Source organism: Caulifigura coniformis, assembly GCF_007745175.1.
GTDB classification, from domain to species: domain Bacteria; phylum Planctomycetota; class Planctomycetia; order Planctomycetales; family Planctomycetaceae; genus Caulifigura; species Caulifigura coniformis.
Genome location: NZ_CP036271.1, coordinates 1,721,716 through 1,739,271, shown reverse-complemented (window position 1 = coordinate 1,739,271; position 17,556 = coordinate 1,721,716). Strand labels below are relative to the sequence as shown.

General features: G+C 64.3%; 12 protein-coding genes. 5 read left to right on the top strand and 7 right to left on the bottom strand.

Annotation, left to right across the window (positions count from 1 at the left end; translation table 11 throughout):
• Window positions 1–16: 16 nt before the first annotated feature.
• Window positions 17–3,106 (bottom strand): spermidine synthase, encoded by a 3,090-nt coding sequence (locus tag Pan44_RS06820; RefSeq protein WP_145028552.1) that lies wholly within the window; start codon window positions 3,104–3,106, stop codon window positions 17–19.
• Window positions 3,107–3,351: 245 nt separating this feature from the next.
• On the opposite strand from Pan44_RS06820, the gene Pan44_RS06815 reads away from it, so the two are divergent.
• Both Pan44_RS06815 and Pan44_RS06810 read left to right on the top strand, forming a co-directional pair.
• Entirely contained in the window at window positions 3,352–4,125 is a 774-nt protein-coding gene (locus Pan44_RS06815; protein ID WP_145028550.1) for an ImmA/IrrE family metallo-endopeptidase, read from the top strand.
• Window positions 4,126–4,249: 124 nt separating this feature from the next.
• Window positions 4,250–5,491 (top strand): C45 family autoproteolytic acyltransferase/hydolase, encoded by a 1,242-nt coding sequence (locus Pan44_RS06810; protein WP_145028548.1) that lies wholly within the window; start codon window positions 4,250–4,252, stop codon window positions 5,489–5,491.
• 1 nt (window position 5,492) lies between these two features.
• Here the strand turns inward: Pan44_RS06810 and Pan44_RS06805 are convergent, their stop codons facing one another.
• From Pan44_RS06805 to Pan44_RS06795, 3 genes are all read right to left on the bottom strand, one after another.
• Window positions 5,493–5,738, bottom strand: a complete 246-nt coding sequence (locus Pan44_RS06805; protein ID WP_145028546.1) for a MoaD/ThiS family protein — start codon at window positions 5,736–5,738, stop codon at window positions 5,493–5,495.
• Window positions 5,735–8,710, bottom strand: a complete 2,976-nt coding sequence (locus tag Pan44_RS06800; RefSeq protein WP_145028544.1) for an anaerobic glycerol-3-phosphate dehydrogenase subunit C — start codon at window positions 8,708–8,710, stop codon at window positions 5,735–5,737. The genes Pan44_RS06805 and Pan44_RS06800 overlap by 4 nt, the downstream gene beginning before the upstream one ends.
• Window positions 8,711–8,869: 159 nt before the next feature.
• Complete coding sequence (locus Pan44_RS06795) at window positions 8,870–9,322, bottom strand: hypothetical protein (protein ID WP_145028542.1); 453 nt, start codon at window positions 9,320–9,322, stop codon at window positions 8,870–8,872.
• Window positions 9,323–9,493: 171 nt separating this feature from the next.
• On the opposite strand from Pan44_RS06795, the gene Pan44_RS06790 reads away from it, so the two are divergent.
• Complete coding sequence (locus Pan44_RS06790) at window positions 9,494–11,590, top strand: FAD-dependent oxidoreductase (protein ID WP_145028540.1); 2,097 nt, start codon at window positions 9,494–9,496, stop codon at window positions 11,588–11,590.
• Window positions 11,591–11,657: 67 nt separating this feature from the next.
• Window positions 11,658–12,794 carry a cellulase family glycosylhydrolase gene (locus tag Pan44_RS06785; protein ID WP_145028538.1) on the top strand — a complete coding sequence of 379 codons (1,137 nt, stop codon included), beginning with the start codon at window positions 11,658–11,660 and terminating at the stop codon, window positions 12,792–12,794.
• Between the two features lie 28 nt (window positions 12,795–12,822).
• On the opposite strand, the gene Pan44_RS06780 is transcribed toward Pan44_RS06785, so the two are convergent.
• From Pan44_RS06780 to mutM, 3 genes are all read right to left on the bottom strand, one after another.
• Window positions 12,823–13,284, bottom strand: a complete 462-nt coding sequence (locus Pan44_RS06780; protein ID WP_145028537.1) for a hypothetical protein — start codon at window positions 13,282–13,284, stop codon at window positions 12,823–12,825.
• Window positions 13,285–13,355: 71 nt separating this feature from the next.
• Window positions 13,356–14,495, bottom strand: a complete 1,140-nt coding sequence (locus tag Pan44_RS06775) for an EAL domain-containing protein (RefSeq protein ID WP_145028535.1) — start codon at window positions 14,493–14,495, stop codon at window positions 13,356–13,358.
• Window positions 14,496–14,680: 185 nt separating this feature from the next.
• Window positions 14,681–15,601 (bottom strand): bifunctional DNA-formamidopyrimidine glycosylase/DNA-(apurinic or apyrimidinic site) lyase, encoded by a 921-nt coding sequence (gene mutM / locus Pan44_RS06770; protein WP_231754243.1) that lies wholly within the window; start codon window positions 15,599–15,601, stop codon window positions 14,681–14,683.
• A gap of 212 nt (window positions 15,602–15,813) precedes the next feature.
• On the opposite strand from mutM, the gene Pan44_RS06765 reads away from it, so the two are divergent.
• Window positions 15,814–17,463, top strand: coding sequence for a DUF1598 domain-containing protein (locus Pan44_RS06765; RefSeq protein ID WP_145028533.1), 1,650 nt, complete (start codon window positions 15,814–15,816; stop codon window positions 17,461–17,463).
• Window positions 17,464–17,556 lie beyond the last annotated feature (93 nt).

Genomic DNA, 17,556 nt, shown 5'->3' with positions numbered 1-17,556 from the left:
GGCGTGTCGGCCGGCGCTACGGAGTTTCAGCGGCGACGGTCTGCGTCAATGGCTGCGGTTCTCTGGAAGCCTTCAGTGCAAAGACAGCCGCCTGCTCTGATCGCCAGGAGCGCACAGGCCTGACCAGGTGCTTTTCGAGCACCATCCGGCGCGTCCGCCAGTCGGGGGCCGTGACCCCCGCCTCTTCCTGCAGGTCATCCATCTGATCAAGGGTTGAAGAGGCGAGTTCCAGGGTGCGATGGGCGTCCGCGACGCCATACTTCATCGACGCACCCGAGGTGATGCGCAATCCCCAGCGGTTCTTCAGCACCTCGAGCAGTGCATTGCAGCAGTCCCATCGGGCTTCGGGATCGCCGGCGATTTCTGGATGCGTCTGGACGAGTTCCAGCGCATCGCACACGTTGGTCACGCTGCAATCATTCGGCGGTGCATAGAACACGGATCGCAGGCCGCACCGCCATTGGGCGGCAACATTGGGCGACGGCGATTGACGGTCGATGTGAACGAACTCGCGGGGAATGAACGGGGCGATCAGGGGATCGAACGGCGAGAAGTACTGCGTCAGCCGATCGATGTCCTCCCGCGACTTCGATTCGACGGCCCTGCCGAGTGCCGCGAGGTAGGCCTTGCGGCGTGCGTCCTCCGGATCGAGTCCGTTCTTCAGGCCTTCACCCGCCACCTGGATCACCTTGGGCCGGGGCCGGTCCTGGAGCCGCTTCTTCACGAAATGCCGGTAGGCGGCGAACTGGTCAGGGTGATCGATCATCACCTGCTGCGCCAGCGTCACGTCGCTGAGACGTTTGGCGACATCCCCCAGCGCCGGTTCTTCGCCCAACGCATCTCCCTGTGGCCGGGCGACGCGCGACATCCACTGGCGTCGCCACTCCAGCTTCGGTCCCCACTGCATGACGTCCATGGGCAACGCGTAGGCAATCCCCGCGTCCGCACCTGAAATCATCGACGCATTGGCGGCAGCACCTCGAAGATCCTCCGGATGGACCGTCTTCAGGCTGAGCATGATCGACCAGTCCCATCCGGCCTGGGCGAGCACGTCGCGCACATGCGGCTTCTCCAGCCGTTCAAGGAACGTCTTGTCGAGCACGGCCTCCCCGGTCGGCCGCCCCACGAGCAGCCATTCTCCGGGGGCCACTTCGCTCAGTTGCACGACGGGAAACACGGCCTGCGCCGTGCGGACGACATCGAGGACCGAGTGGACGTTCAGGTCGAAGCAGGTGATCCGCTGGCAGTAGACACCCTCGGCAGAGAGGTGGGACGCAACCATCCGCAGATGCTCGGCCGTCCACTGGCGGACCGATTCCAGATCCCCCACGATCGAATCGGGCGAGATGATCACGTCATAGATCCGGTCGCTCGTCGCGAGACCGCGGATCGGATCGGCGTGGTGCAGGACGAGGCGGTTGTCGCCCTTGTTCAGGCTGGGGACGATCCGTTCGGCCGATTCCCGGCAGAACGTCAATGCGGCGGAATTGTCGTCGACCGCAGTGACCGATTCGACTGGAAAGACGAGGCACGTCGCTGCGACCGTCGGATACGACGCCGACATCAACAGGATATGGTGCGGTTGGGGATGCATCGTGAGCGGCAACACGGCCGCGAGCACTTCCGGGACCGACTGGGGACAAAGATCGGGCTGCGTGCTGACCACGCCGCGCGTCAGGCCGTTTTCCCGAAGGGCCCACTGAACCCCGGAATGCGACCACACCGCGGTGACGCCCGAAGACGTCACAGTCGAGCGGAGCAGGCGGCCGTCATCGAGCGATCTCAACAACTGGCCGGGCACTCCCAGCGCCCGCGCCTGGAAATGTGTTCCGGAAAACAGGGCCCGCTGGGCGGCAATGCTGCCTGCGGGATCGGCGACGCAGGCAGCCACGACTGCCAGTGACGCAGCGGCCAGTGTTGTCCAGCGCAGACGTGAGTGAACGTTGGCACTGCCAGCCGACAGCAGCCAGAGTCCGACCGCGGCTGCACCGAACGCCAGGCTGAACGGCCCCGCGGACAGCAGCGTGACGTCCCTCCAGCAGGCGGCCGAGAATGCACCCACGAAGCATGCCGCCACCAGCAACGGACGGCCGCACGCCGCGACAGTCGCCCCTCCTGCGACTGTGGACAACGCGAATCCGAGCGTCCGGCCGGGCAGGTACGCCAACGCGACGACGATCAACATTCTCAGGACGACGATCGCCGGAAGCCAGGAGACGGATCCGCTGATCGTCATCGCCGTCCGCAGCAGCAGCGCGAAGCAGGCCGCCATCGCGCCCACGAGGAGAGCCATCGTCGCGAAGTGCCGGGCGGCCCGCGACAGTGAATCGCCCGAGCGGCGCGATTTCATCGCGCCACCGACGCCGAGCAGCAGACCGCCCCAGGTGGCGCACCAGAGCGCGGCCGTCGGCAGAAACAGTTGCATCTGAACCCACTGGGTGATGGCGATGGCCATGCCGGCGCCCGTCGCGGCGCCGCACGCCGTGATGAGCAGGCCGTCGCCCTGGCAGACTGACGCAGTCGACGTTCCCACGGGAGCTTCCGTCCGCGACATCAGTTCCCGGACGAACCGCGCGAGGAGGAGCGCAGCCATCCCCAGCGCCGCCGCGTGCGGCCCGGGCCAGACACCCAGCGTCAGTGGCGCGAGGCACCACACGGCGCCAGCCGCCACCGTGGCCCGTCGAATCGCGGCGCCGTTGCCTTCATCGCTCCGGGGCATTCCCCGCAGAAGAAGCGAGAATCCTGGAAGCAGGAAGAAGAGAGCCGCTGTCTGGGTGGTCAGGAACGCACGGAACGGGTCGTCCAGAATTCGACCGCTCGAGCCCGTTGTGAACGCAAGAACGTTCGGGCTCGCGACAGTCCAGGCGGCGATGGCGAGCCAGGTCGAGGGCGATGTGGCGCCCGATGTCCCGCGGGTTGCCAGCCGGATGGAGGCGGCGAGGACCAGGGCCACGCCGATGGACGTCACGGAGGCGAGCCCGGTTCCCCAGGCGATGACGAACTGACTGCACCAGACCCATGACAGCAGGCCGACGATCAGTCCGCCCGCCGTGGCGCCGGCGCTGAAAGAGGAAAGTCGATGGAGGAACGTCAGTCCGTACCGCATGCGTGGCGTCCTTGCCGTCGCGAAATAAGGGGGCTTCGATCCGGGGCCGAGTCCCGTCCGACTCGTCGACCACGTCGATTTGGCGGGGAACGGGCTGCGGGCAGGTTCTAAGTCCGGATGTGGCCGGGTTTTTAGATCACCGGCAAAAACCGCCACAAGATCAGCCGATGTTTACTATACTTTTGTACAGTAGTAATTACGATGTCGATGGTCTTCCCCTTTGATTTACTCCCAGAGGTGCCGGCATGATGTCGTTCGTCGTCTCTCATCCGCAGTCTCTCGCCTCGGCCTGCGACGAAGTCGCCGCGGAGTTGCTCGCCGAAGCGGGCTGGGGCGAGCCGCCCGTCGATGCCTTTCAACTGGCCGCGGAACTTGGTTTTGAAGTCGCCTTTGACGCCCGGCAGCAGGCCCGCGGGCGGTTCAAGCGACTCGCCGGCCGGCCGACAGTCTTCCTCTCACCGGATGACCGGCCTGAGCGGCTGCAGTGGGCGGCCGCACATGAAATCGGAGAGTCGGCCGCTTATCGCGTGTTCGACCGGCTCGACATCGATCCGCTGCTCGCCGCCAGCGACCTCCGGGAACAGGTTGCCGCTCAGCTTGCGAGCGCACTCCTTCTCCCCCGTCGTCTTTTTGAAGTCGACGTGGCCCGTCACGACGGGGATGTGCTGGCACTGAAGCTCAGGTTTCCGACCGCCAGCCATGAGCTGATTCTCACCGGCCAGCTGCGGTTGGAGACCCTGATGCTCGCCAGCATCTTTGATCATGGCGAGCTCACTCGCCGCCGATCGAATGGCAGTCTTGCCCCTCCACCGCTGATGACGGTCGAACGACAGGCCCAGTTGCGGGCGCATGCCACCGGGCGACCGGCCGAACTGACCGGGCGTGGGGTTCGCGTGCAGGCGTGGCCCGTGCACGAGGCCGGGTGGAAACGGGAGCTTCTGCGAACGACGCCCCTGGAGACGGATGACGCCGAAGATCTTGACATCGAGCGGGAGTCGCCCGGCTGTGAAGCAGGCTGAGCGGGTGCGGCGCGGAGAACTCGTTTTGCATGCGGCGCGGCGACATTCGTCGTGCCGGTCTTCAGGGAAGCAGTCGACGCACGTATGATGGCTGGACTCACGGAAGTGGATTACAGGAGTCCGAATGATGTCGCATGCGGTCTGTCGTCTTCTGATGGCGGTGTCGGTCGTTCTGTTCGGCCAGGCGACTCGCGCGGCCGAGCCCCCCGCGGCCAGGCCTCAGCTTCCGTTGCGGCTTGCAGCGCCGGTCCGTCCGAAACAGCTGCCGCTTTCGCCTCCCTCACCGCCATTCCGCTACACCGAAGCCACGCATGGTGCGGGTTCCCTCAAGTATGTGGGGGAGATCCCGGTGTTCACGCTGCAGGGAACGCCCGAACAGATCGGCGAGCAGACGGCCGTCCTCGCGAAAGAAGTTCTCCCGCCGCTTCTGGAAACTCCGAAGCGGATCATCCAGCAGTTCGGGTTGAATTACGACCTTCTGCGCCCGATTGCGACTGCCGCGGCCACGTCGATGATCGGCCATTCGCCCGAGCGATTCCGCGCCGAAATGGATTCACTGGCGAAGTACACCAACGCGGATGCCAGCCTGCTCTACGTGGCCAACAGCCTCACCGAGCTCCGCCGCATCGGCGGCTGCTCGGCGTTCCTGGTGACGCCCGACCGGACGGCCACGGGCGAGATGATGTTCGGGCGGAATTTTGACTTCCCGACGTTCGGTGTGCTTGATCGTTACAGCTGCGTGATGATCGTCCGTCCTGAAGGCAAGCATGCGTTCGCGTCGATCGCCGTGCCGGGGCTGACCGGGGTGATCAGCGGCATGAACGATGCCGGACTCGCCCTTGCGACTCTCGACGTCTACGCGTCGCGCGACGGCTCTTCGATGTTCGACATGAATGGCGCTCCGCTGGCACTCACGTACCGGCAGATGCTCGAAGAATGCGAGACAGTCGAGGAGGCGCGGGCGCTGCTCGAGAAGACGCCCCGCACCACCTGGATGAACCTGGCCTGCTGCGATCGCAACAGGGCCGTCATCTTTGAGATCACGCCGAAGAAGGTCGGCGTCCGCGACCCTGAAGGTGACATTCTCCGCTGCACCAACCATTTCATGCTACCCGACCTGGCGGTCGGAGTGCGGTGCGAGCGGTTCAAGACCCTGGGGCACCTCGTCGATTTCAAGGCGGGGGAGAAATTCACGCTCGAGGAAGTCCATCGCTGCATGCACTCGGTGCACCAGAGCGAGCTGACATTCCAGACGATGATTTTCGAACCGGCTTCGCTGAAGGTGCACGTGGCCTTCGGGCCTGGGCCGTGCACACAGAAGCCGCTGCAGGTCATCGAACTGGCTGACCGCTTTGCCGGAAAGTAGTTCAGCCGCCGCTCACCGGTGGAAAGCAGGCGATCTCGGCATCGGCCGGAATCGCATCCGGGTCGGCTGCGTAATTGTTGTTGATCGCGACGTGCATCCTCGGCAGCACCGGCGCGAGTGCCGGGCAGGCGTGGCCCAGGGCGCGCCGGAGGTCGGCCACGGTGGCGCCGTCTTCGAGTCGCAACTCTGCGAAGGCGGCGCCTGCAAGGTCGCGGGCTTTGGCGAAGAAGAGGATGCGGACGATCATGTGGTCATCAGCCGCTGGGAGCCAGGCTGGAGCTGTCGCCTCAGCTCGGGCATCAGGCCATAGGCGATCGCCAGCAGCTTCAGCGGATGGACCGTCGCCTTCTGGGTTCCCTGCTGCATCTGGATCCGGCAGCTGCTGCACTCGGTTGTTCCGAGAACGATATCGGGCTGCTGCATGTCCCTCATCAGCCCTCGGCCGATCTCCAGCGACGTCGCGAAGTGATCGCGCGCCAGTCCGAATGCCCCGGCCATTCCCGAGCAGCCTCGATCGATCAGGCGGATGTCGAGATTCGGAATCAGCCGCAGGATGTCGACGAGCGCCCGGTCGGGGCTGATCGCCTTGAGATGGCAGGGAGTGTGGTATCCGACCTTGAGTGGCCCCAGGGACTTGAGCCCTTCCGAAAGCTGCTCCGGAGTACGGAACCGTTTCAGGTAGTCGCCCGCGCTGATCACGCGCGACGCGACGGTCTGGACGTCCGGATGATCCGTGAGCCGTGGATACTCCTGAGCGAGCGCCACGACGGCTGCAGGCTCGGTGCAGACGATCTGGTAACCGCGCGCGGCGAGTTCCCCGAGCAGCCGCACATTGTGATTGGCCACTTCCCGCGCGGCTTCCAGGTCTCCGGCGGAAATCAGCGCCATGCCGGAACCGAGCTGGGCGGGCGGAACGTAAACCTGCACCCCCAGATGCTCCATGACACGCACGAAGGCCCAGCCCAGGTCGGGATCGTGGTAGTTCACGAAGTGGTCGACGAAGTAAACGACGGGCCGCGGCTTGCGACTGAGAACGCGGCGATCTCCGTGCGTTCTCGCGGACTGGGTCAGGAACGTCCGGCGGGCGAAGGGGGGCAACTTGCGGTCGCGGGCGATTCCCAGCACGCGTTCCATCAGCCAGCGGATGCCCGAGTTCTTCAGCGCCCAGTTCGTAAAAGGGGCGATCGTCGACCCGAGGCGACCAAACGAGTGCGCCCGGGAAAGCACCCAGTCCGCGCGGCTCAGGCCATTGGCCGCGACGTACTGGGCGCGCGACTCGATGACCATATGCGGAATGTCGACATGCGCCGGGCACTCGAGGTGACATTGCTTGCAGTTGAAGCAGAGGTCGACCAGCTGCTTCATGTGCTCGGTGCTCATCTCGCGCGGATCGACGGAGCCATCCAGCACGGCCAGGAGAGCGCTGGCCTTGGCGCGCGGCGACGCTTCCTCGCGCGGATCGATCCGGTTGAACGGGCACATCCGCAGCCCGTCTTCCAGGGTCCGGCAGTGGCCGCAGTGATTGCACTCCTCGACGGCCTCCGTCAGTTCCTCGCGGGACCAGTTGAGGTGCAGGTCGACAAGCGGAGCGTTCTCGCCCGCGAGCGGTGGAGGACGAAGATGCCGGATCGAAAGATGGGGATCGTCTTCGACGATCTTCCCCGGGTTCAGGATGTCCCGGGGATCGAAGATCTTCTTGATCTGTCCGAAGAGCGGATAGAGAGCTCCGTACTGCTTCTTCAGGAACTGTGTGCGCGACAGCCCGTCGCCATGTTCGCCTGAGACGGAGCCTTCGCAGGCGAACGTCACTTCGTACAGGTCGCTGGCGAGCGACTCGAGTGCTTCCGCGTTCTGGGGCGTCGGAGTGGCGAGGAATGGCCGGAGGTGGATCTGCCCGGACGCCGCATGCGCGTAGAGCGATGCGGTGACCTGATGGCGCTGCAGGACGCGCTGGGCGAGGACCAGGAATTCCCCGAGCCCGTTGGGCGGAATCGAAATGTCTTCGATGAATGGGAGCGGACGCGTCGCCCCCTTGAGGCCCGTGAGCAGCGGCACGACCCGGTATGGGAGCGACCATAAAAAGTCGACGCCGTCAGGGTCATCCGCCTGGGCGGCGACGATGGCGGACGGATCGACTGACCGGATCGCCGCCAGCACCATCCTGAGTCGCGACTGCACCTGTTCCCGCGTGAATCCGGTCTGTTCGATCAACAGCGCCGCCTCGGCCGTCTTGGGAATCATCGCCTCGAAACGAGGGTCTGTTTCCCTCGCCAGTGCAATCAGGCGGCGGTCGAGGAGGTCGCAGGCGCTGGGCTGCTGGTCGGCGATCTGCGGCACGGCCCGCACGGCCGGTTCAAGCTGGCCGAACAGCACCAGCACGACGCCCCGATGCGCCGGCAGCGGAGACGTATGCAGGGTGGCCGCCGTGAACAGGCCGAGCGTCCCCTCCGACCCGACGAGCAGTCGCGGGAGGTTGATCTCATTGTGGCCCAGGACCGTTCGCAGATGGTAGCCGGCGACGTTCCGGACGAGGGCGGGCTGGTGCGTGCGAATCAGGTCGCGGCGCTCGGTCAGAAGCCGGCCGAGCTGGTCGACGATGGCCCGCTTGGGATCGCGCTGGCGGATCGCCGACAGGGACTCGAATTCGTTCTCCCCCGATTCTGGCGCGGGATCGGTCAGCGGCTCGAGGCCTGCTTCGATCAGCATTCCTTCCGCGAGCACCGTTTCAATGCTCACAACATGATCCCGTGTCGAACCGACCCGAATGGCGTGCGATCCCGCCCCGTCGACGCCGAGCATCCCGCCGATCGTGGTGATGGCCGATCCGCTCGGGTCGGGCGGAAAGTAACGCTCGACTTTGCGGAGTTCCCGGTTGAGGTGTTCACGGACCACGCCGGCCTGAACTCGCACCGTGGCGTCGTCAATCCTCTCGATGTTCCGCATATAGCGGGAAAAGTCGACGACGATTCCCGTTCCCAGGCAGCCGCCGGCAAGCCCCGTTCCTGAGCCCCGTGGGGTCAGCGAGATTCTCTGGTCGTGGGCGTAGTGGGCAAGAAGGGCGACATCGTCGCGGCTGCGGGGCCGGGCGACGCCGAGAGGCCTGAGCTGGTGCAGGCTCCCGTCGCCGGAATACTGCATGCACGTCAGCGGATCGAAGAGCAGGTCGCCTTCGAAGGCGCCTTTCAGGTCTTCAGCGATCCGTTGTTGCTGGTCGTCCACGATTCGTCAGCGAGACGTGCACACGGCCAGGGCCGCGAACACAAAGCGTGGAGTTCCAGCGCACACGGCGTCATCGGCGCCGCGTCGGCGATCGGAGTCGGAACGGATTCCGGTTCTGGACGGCGGTGAGATTCACGGGGCTCCACTTCCCCGCCAGGCTCATTTTTCCGCCAGGCGCAATCGCTCCTGACGATAACGTTCGGCCGTTTCGAGGTCGAACGTCGTCCGATCTTCTCCGCCCGATGTGCGATGCCGCGCGCGGCAGCGGTAACAGACGAGTACATCCGGAAGCACCGCGAACAGGACCATGTCGAGCAGCGCAAACACGATCAGCGTCGCATACGTCCACACCGGCCGGCGCCACGACCAGAACATCGTCGTCAGCACGATCTGCACGGCGATGATCGCGATCCCCATCCGCTGGGGAAAATCCTTCTGCCGCCACAGGTCCGCGTTGCCGCAGGCGAGACACTCGCGCGGATGGTCCCCGTTCCAGGCGCTGGCTTCGAGAGGCCGCTTCCAGCCGCACGGGCAGGTCACGGCGGGTGACTGCGGCGTCACCGAAGTGGCGACCGTGCGAAAGCAGGCGGGGCAGTGAAACGCGAATCGCATGGGAACCCGGGTAACGGAGCGCGAACATTGAAACTAGCAGAATCATCCGCGCACGAGAACCGGCGTGAACGCCCGCGCGGCGCAGGGGATGTTGATTGCAATTTGCCATGGCCAGTTTTCAAATGGCCGGTCCGACTTCACTGCCTGCATGATTTTCTGACAGGATGTTCGATGCCCGCCACGCTCACGCGGTCCCTGCTGACGACTTTGTTCCTGGTCGTCGCGATCTCCCTTCCCGCATCGAACACGGCGGCTGCTGACGCGGCGACGTCGTATGACATCGTGGTCTATGGGGGCACCGCAAGCGGCGTCATCGCGGCGATCGAGGCCGACCGGCTGGGCAAGACGGCCGTCGTGATCGAACCCACGCAGCACGTGGGTGGGCTGACGACGAGCGGCCTGGGATGGACCGACACCGGCGACAAACGGGTCATCGGCGGGCTGTCACGCGAGTTCTATATACGGCTACGGCGGTACTACTCGAACGACTCGTCCTGGGTGCATGACGATCCAGACAAGCACAAGCAGTTCAAGGACGGCGGGGACGCAATGTGGGTCTTCGAGCCAAGCGCAGCGGAGAAGACGCTGGAGACGATGCTGAAAGAAACGAAGGTCGTCGTCGTCCGTGGCGAGCGGATCCAGCGCGATCAAGGGGCGGGCGGCGTGACCAAGAACGGCCAGACAATCATCCGGATCAAGATGGAATCGGGCAGGGAGTTCACCGGAAAGATGTTCATCGACGCCACGTACGAAGGCGATCTGATGGCGCTCGCCGGAGTCTCGTACACCGTCGGACGGGAAGCGAACAAGCAGTACGGGGAGTCGCTGAACGGCGTGCAGGTGGCCCGTGGCGACAAGCACCAGTTCGTGAAGCCCGTCGATCCCTATGTCCGGGCCGGCGACAAATCGAGCGGACTGCTGCCGGGAATCAACACGGACCCCGGAGTTGATGGGGAGGCCGACAAACGCGTGCAGGCGTACAACTACCGCGTCTGCATGACGGACGTTCCGGAGAACCGCGTCGCCTTTCAGAAGCCCGTCGGCTACGACCCGCTCGAGCACGAACTGCTGCTCCGCAATTTCGAAGCGGGTGACCTGAGGATCCCGCTCAGCGTTCCCGGCCTGCTCCCGAACCGGAAGACGGACCTCAATAACAACTTCGCCGTGTCGACCGATTGGATCAGCAGGAACTACGACTACCCCGAAGCGGGCTACAAGGAGCGCGAACGGATCCTCAAGGCCCACGAAACTTACGTCCGCGGCTTCCTGTGGACCCTGCAGACCAATCCCCGCGTGCCGGAAGACGTCCGGAAGCAGGTGGCCAAGTGGGGCTACGCGAAGGATGAGTTCGTCGACAACGACAACTTCCCCTACGGAGCCTACATCCGCGAAGCGCGGCGCATGGTGAGCGACTACGTGCAGACGGAGAACGACTGCCGGCGCGTCCGCAAAGCGCCCGACAGTGTCGGCCTGGGCTCCTACAACATGGACTCGCATCACGTGCAGCGGTTCGTCGACGCTGAGGGGCACGTCCGCAACGAAGGCGATGTGCAGGTCAGCCCCGGCGGCCCGTACCTCATCAGCTACAGGTCGATCGTTCCGAAGAAGAACGAATGCGACAACCTGTTCGTCCCGGTCTGCCTGTCATCATCGCATATTGCGTATGGCTCGATCCGGATGGAGCCCGTGTTCATGATCCTCGGCCACTCCGCCGCAGCCGCGGGCTGCATTGCGATCGACAGGCAGCAGGCCGTCCAGGATGTCGACTACGACGAACTTCGGACGAAGCTGCTCAGCGAACAGCAGGTGCTCGATCTGCCGCAGGGCGCCACGGCCAAGATCGACCTGGATGTTTCCAAACTCTCCGGCGTCGTCGTCGACAACGACTCCGCGAAGCCCACCGGCGAATGGTCTGACGGGACATCGATCGGTCCATTCGTCGGCAAGAACTACGCGCATGACGGCGCCGTGGGCAAAGGCTGCCGGTTGACCTATACGCTGCCGATCAAGGAGGCCGGTCGATACGAACTTCGGGTCAGCTACTCGGCAAACGCCAATCGCGCCAGCAACGTGACGGTCGTCGTGCGGCATGCCGACGGCACGGAGATCTATCGCGTCGACCAGAAGAAGAAGCCCGCGATTGATGGCGTGTTCCACAAGCTCGGAGTTCACCGCCTCGATCCGGGTCATGCGACCGTCGAAATCCGGAATGAAGGGGCCAATGGCCACGTCATTGCGGACGCCGTTCAGGCGATTCCCATCCAATAACGCCCGCGCCTGAAAGTGGCCTCCCTACCTCGATACCTGCGCTCGAAATCCCCTGAGGAACTCTCTCATGACTTTGCGTTGTCGCTGCCTGACGTTTGCACTCCTGTTGGTCGCCTGCGCCTCGCAGGCGCTGGCGCAGTCGCGCTGGACGCCCGAGAAGGCCACCACCTGGCGTCAGCAGACGGGCTGGCTCGTGGGCGCCAATTTCGGACCGGCGTATGCCATCAACCAGCTCGAAATGTGGCAGGCCGATACCTTCGACCTCGCCGCGATTGATCGCGAACTCGGCTGGGCGGAGGACCTCGGCATGAACTCGATGCGCGTCTTCCTGCATCACCTGCTCTGGGAGCAGGACAAGGAAGGGCTGCTGAAGCGGATGGATCAGCTCCTGGAAGTCGCCGAGAAGCACAAGATCCGGATCATGTTCGTGCTGTTCGACAGCGTCTGGGACCCGAATCCGAAGCTCGGAAAGCAGCGTGAACCCAAACAGGGACTCCATAACTCCGGCTGGGTCCAGAGTCCCGGCGCCCAGGACCTCATCAATCGCGAGCGGCACCGTCTGCTCGAAGAGTACACCAAAGGGGTGATCGCACGGTTCAAGGATGACCCGCGCGTCGTCGTGTGGGACCTGTGGAACGAACCGGACAATCACAACGAGAACAGCTACGGCCGGAACGGTCTCAAGCAGGAGCCGCCCGGCAAAATGCAGATCACCGAAGAGCTGCTGAGGAAGACGTTTGAATGGGCTCGTTCGGTCAACCCCACCCAGCCCCTCACGTCGGGGCTGTGGGTCAAGAACCGCGCCCTCGCGCCGGAACGCATGATTCCGATTGAACGGATCCAGATCGAACAGTCCGACATCATCAGCTTCCACAGCTATGGAAACCAGGCCGAGATGAAGCAGTGGGTCGCTGCGATGAAGCAATACAAGCGGCCGCTCTCGTGCACCGAATACATGGCCCGGCCCATGGGGAGCACGTTCGATCCCATCCTCGCCGATCTGAAGGCCGAGGGGGTCGACGTTTACAACTGGGGCTTCGTACAGGGGAAAACGAACACCATCTACCCCTGGGATTCGTGGAAGAAGCCCTACGCCGCCGAGCCGCCGAAGTGGTTCCACGACATCTTTCGAACGGACGGCACTCCCTATGACGTGAAGGAAGTGGAGTACATCAGGTCGGTCACCAAAGGGGCGACGAAGTAGTTCCCGCCGATTGTTGCTGAGTCGACCATCAACCGGGTGGTCGACTCTCCGGCGGGGAATCGGCGATCGACTTGCGGCGGTAGACCTCGACCGGCGCAAGCCCCGCCTGCGACTGGATGCGAAGCATCGTCGGGGTCACCTCCAGGATCGTGTACTGCTCCCTCGTGGGGCCTCCCATCCGAATGCGATTGACGATCGCGATCCAGGTTCTGCGCAAAGAGCCCGTCAGGCTGAACGGGGGCAGATTCTCTGTGAAGATCAGGGTGTCGCCTGAAACGGCCCACCCTCCTCCTCCCGGGAACCTGGGCGACAGAGAGTGCGTCCCGTCGGTATTGAACCGGCGGTAGGCAGCGAACTCCGCAGGGGCGACGTTCACCCATTCGCCGACGAGCCTGGGGTCGACCTGCGGCGAAAGCAGCCAGGCTGCCAAGGCAGTGCCGCCAATCAGCGCGGCCGTGGCCATCAATCGTCGGCGGGTTCGGTCCGTCATGGTTCCGTGATCATAGATCAACGGGACGTTTCAGAGCCCGCAGTTGCGGGACCGCCATGTCCGGGCCGCGTTTACCGGATGTCGTCGGCGTCCAGCGGAATGCCGAAGTAGAACCCCTGGGCCAGTTCGAAGCCGAGAGCCCGGCAGGCTTCCATCTCGCCGACGGTTTCAATTCCCTCGGCCAGCGTGCAGATGTTGAAGTCCCTCACGACGTCGATCAGCGTGCTTAGCAGCCGCATCTGCTGCGGACTGGCGGAGTCGAGGTTGCGGATCAGCGAGGCGTCGAATTTCAGGAAGTCGGGCGGCGCCTTCACAAGCTCCATGAGCCTTGAACGTCCGGCCCCGAAGTCGTCATAGGCCAGGCGAATGTTCAGATCCTTGAGAGCAGCGTGAAACTCGCGGACGCTCTGCGGATCGTGGATGGCAGCCTCGTGGATCTCCACGACGATCGGCTGTTCGGGAGCGATCCGGCGAAGCTGCTTCATCGAGGGGAGCACATCCGCAATGAAGTCCTCCATCGGGTGCGTGTTGACGAACAGGGCCTGACGTCGCGGCAGCCGACTGGCGATTTCCACGGCCCGCTGACGGCACATCATGCTCAGTTCGACTTCGCGATTGACCATCCTGGCCGTGTCGAACATCGAATGCGGGCTCTCGAGCCCGCACATTTCACTGCGGGCGAGGGCTTCGTAGCCGACCGTCTTCGCGCCATCGATGGTGACGATGGCCTGGTAATGCGGGGTCACGGCACGATCGCGAATGAGCATGTCGAGCTGGCTCAACACCCAGTCGGATTCGATCGTCTCGATGTCGGAATGCGTCTGCCGGAACGTTGGAAGTTCCTCGGACGAATCGTTGCTGTGCTCGCGCTCGACGCGAAATTCGACGTCCGCAACTTCGATATGGTCCCCTTCGGCGATCGGCGTCGGCTGCTCGATCCGCCGGCGATTGACGTACGTTCCGTTGGTGCTTCCGAGGTCCCTGATGAACAGGTGCTTCCCGATCGTCAGCAGTTCTGCGTGCCGGCCGGAGACGCGCGGCGAGACGACCTGCAGATTGGAGCCGGGCCGGCGGCCAATGATGAATCCTTCGGAATCGACCTGGAACTGCTGCAGTTGTCGCTGTGGCGGAATGCAACCCACAAGCCGCCACGGCCAATGGGGCGCGCTGTGGCCGCTGAGTCGCTCCATGCCGGGCAGGACGAGTTCCATATCAAGGCCGAGGGGACAGCAGAGGGGACTCCAACACACTGGAAGCCTAAGACTGTCGTGCGGCCCTGTTCGTCGCAAAGATCCGGCCACTGAGCCGAACCCGTCGCAAGCTAAGCGGTCGTATCGATTATGCCGATCAGGTGCGAGGCAAACTTCAACACAGGTGGAGCAAATTTCATCGCCGGTCAACGCTGGCAGCCGGCGCAGTAGAATGTCGACCTTTGCGCCTGCACGATGCGCAGGATCGTTTTGCCGCACCGCGGGCAGTCCCGCCCGGCCCGATCGTATACCTGGTGCGAGTTCTGGTAGCCGCCATCCTGGTTCAGCGCATTACGGTAGGTGCCGTCGCTCAGCGTGCTCCCTTCGTGCCGAATGGCCAGTTGCAGCACCGTTTCCACCGCCTCGGCCAACCGGCGGATTCCCGGACCTGAAACCTCGCTGGCAGGAGTCGATGGGGCGATCCGCGACCGGTGCAGGATCTCGCTGGCATAAAGATTCCCGATGCCCGCGACGAGACCCTGATCGAGCAGCGCCACCTTGATCGGCCGACGGGTTCTGGCCAGTGTCTCCCGCCAGAGGGCGGGCGTCATCTCCAGGGCGTCGGGGCCGAGCCGGCCGGGAAGCATCAGGGCAGTCAGGTCGTCCGGGCCAAGCAGCTGCACGGTACCGAGACCGCGGCGGTCCCAGAACAGCACCGTCTCGACTCCGCGAAGCCCCTGCACCTGCCACGCGAATCGCAGGTGCTCGCGGGTCGGCGGATCGCTCACCAGCATCAGGCCGGTCATCCGCGGTTCGATGACAAATCCCGCTCCGGACTCGAGCTCGATCACCACCCGTTTGGCGCGACGGCGGACCGCCGAGATGGCCTGGCCATTGGCTCGCTGGCGGATGGCCGCGAGTCCGGGTTTGAGAGAGAGCGGCTTGCGCGGGCAGGGCATGCGAACGAAGTCGATGAGCGTCCGGCCTTCGAGAACGGGACGAATCCCGCGAACCATCGTTTCAACTTCGGGCAGCTCAGGCATCAGGATCGGAACAACCGACCGGGGCATCACAGGGCAGCCCGCCGGCGTGACGGACTCGTACAGGTGATACAACCGGAGCAGCATTTTACCGGCTGTTCGTGATCTTTCGACGAGTGCGCGCAGGTGCTTCCGCGACACGCAGTTTTGGCAGAAAGTTCTTGACGGTCCCGGGCCGTCTGACGATTCTCTAAGTACGGTCGTTTTCAAGCCGCGACGCCGCGCGCCCGTTGTTTCTCCGGGCTCCGTGTTCGGTGCGACCACCCCCTCTGTTTCCTTGTCGTCGAGGATTTTCGGTCATGCTTCACCGATTGATCGGCCGTGCAAAGACGGCGATGGCTTTCGGCCTTTCGGCTGTCATGGCGATGACCGTCAATGTCGCCAGCGCCGGCGAAGGGCCTGATCGTGCGATCCAGCTCTTTGCGGCAGGTGAGATCAATCAGGCGGCGGACGCCGTCTCGAAACTCTCGCCGCAGGAGAAGGCCGATCTTCTGGCCCGCATCGAAGCCGCCCAGAAGTCGAACCCTGGCCCCGTGACCCGCGACGCTGGTCGCGAGCAGACGAAGGGTGAGACAAAGTCGGCTCAGCCTTCGCTGAAAGGGACCGGAGCCGATTTCCAGACGCTGATGAACCTGATTCAGCAGCAGACGAGCGGGCCCTGGCAGGATATCGACGGCGAAGGCGGAACGATGACGCCGTTTGAAAGCGGTGTTCGCGTCGACGCCAGAGGCGTTCTCAAGCGTGTCGAGCGGCGTGACGCTGGCGGTTCGCTGGCCGCGATGGTGCTGGCAGCGCGGAAGGCCGCGATGAACGGCGACGTGGCCGTGGAATCCGATCTCCGGATGGTTTCGCTGACGCGTCTCGAACGTGAAATCGCCGCCCGACTCGAACGCGGTGAACGCGTTCCCGAAGAAATGAAGCAGCTGGCCGGTCTGTCGTCGGTGCAGTACGTCTTTGTCGATCCGGCCTCGAAGGAAATCGTTATCGCAGGCCCCGCGCAGGCGAATGGCCTGCTGCGGCTCGATGATCTGGTCACCCTGCTGCGGACCCATGAGGGGCGCGGCAAGCAGATGTTCGGGTGCTCGATCGACCCGCGTGCGGAAGGCCTCGCGGCCGTGAAGACGTTCGCCGAAGAATCGCAGGCCCGCGGCCCCCTCGGCCCCGGCCAGGCAAAGCGGTTTGCCCAGCAGATCGGCGACACCCTCGGCCGCCAGGACATCACGACTTATGGCGTGCCGGCAGACTCGCGAGTGGCTCGCGTGATCGTTGAGGCCGACTACCTGATGAAGCTGATCGGCGTCGGCAAAGTCGAAGGCGGCAAGAACGTGCCGAGCTACTTTGACCTCCTGGCGAAGCAGCCCTCGCTCGCCACTGGCGGCCTCGATGCCCTTCGCTGGTGGATGACGCTGAACCTCGATGAAGTGCGGCATAACGACGCCCGCACCGCGTTCGAACTCAAGGGGACGGCCGTGAAGTGCCTGTCCGAGAACCAGTTCATCACGGCCACCGGCGGACGGACCTCCACAGGCAAGGCCGAGCCGATCAACCGTCAGTTCGCTGAAGGCTTCACGAAGAACTACGCCGAACTCGCCGCGGCCCACCCGGTCTTCGCCGACCTGAAGGGTGTGTTCGAACTCGCCATGGTCGCTGCACTGATCCAGAACGAAGGCCTTGATGTCGACGCGGGCTGGAACCGTGGCGTGTTCGCCTCGGCCGGATCGTTCCGCACCGGCCAGTACGCCGTCCCGAAGGAAGTCGACTCGGTCGTCAACCACCGCGTGTTCAACGGCAAGGACGTTGTCGTCCAGGTTGCCGGCGGCGTGCGGGCGGATGTGGTCCAGGTGATTTCCAACCCGGAAGTTCGCAAGGAATCGACCGCTCCGGCCGAAACCGTCGCGAAGGCCGGCCAGTCGCCGGAAGGCCGCTGGTGGTGGGACGCCGCCCGCTGATGGCCGGAGCTTCAGGCTTCGACAGATGTGCGGCATCAAAATGATGAGCTAACCTCAGGCCCGGCTTCGCTTCGAAGCCGGGTCTTTTTGTTC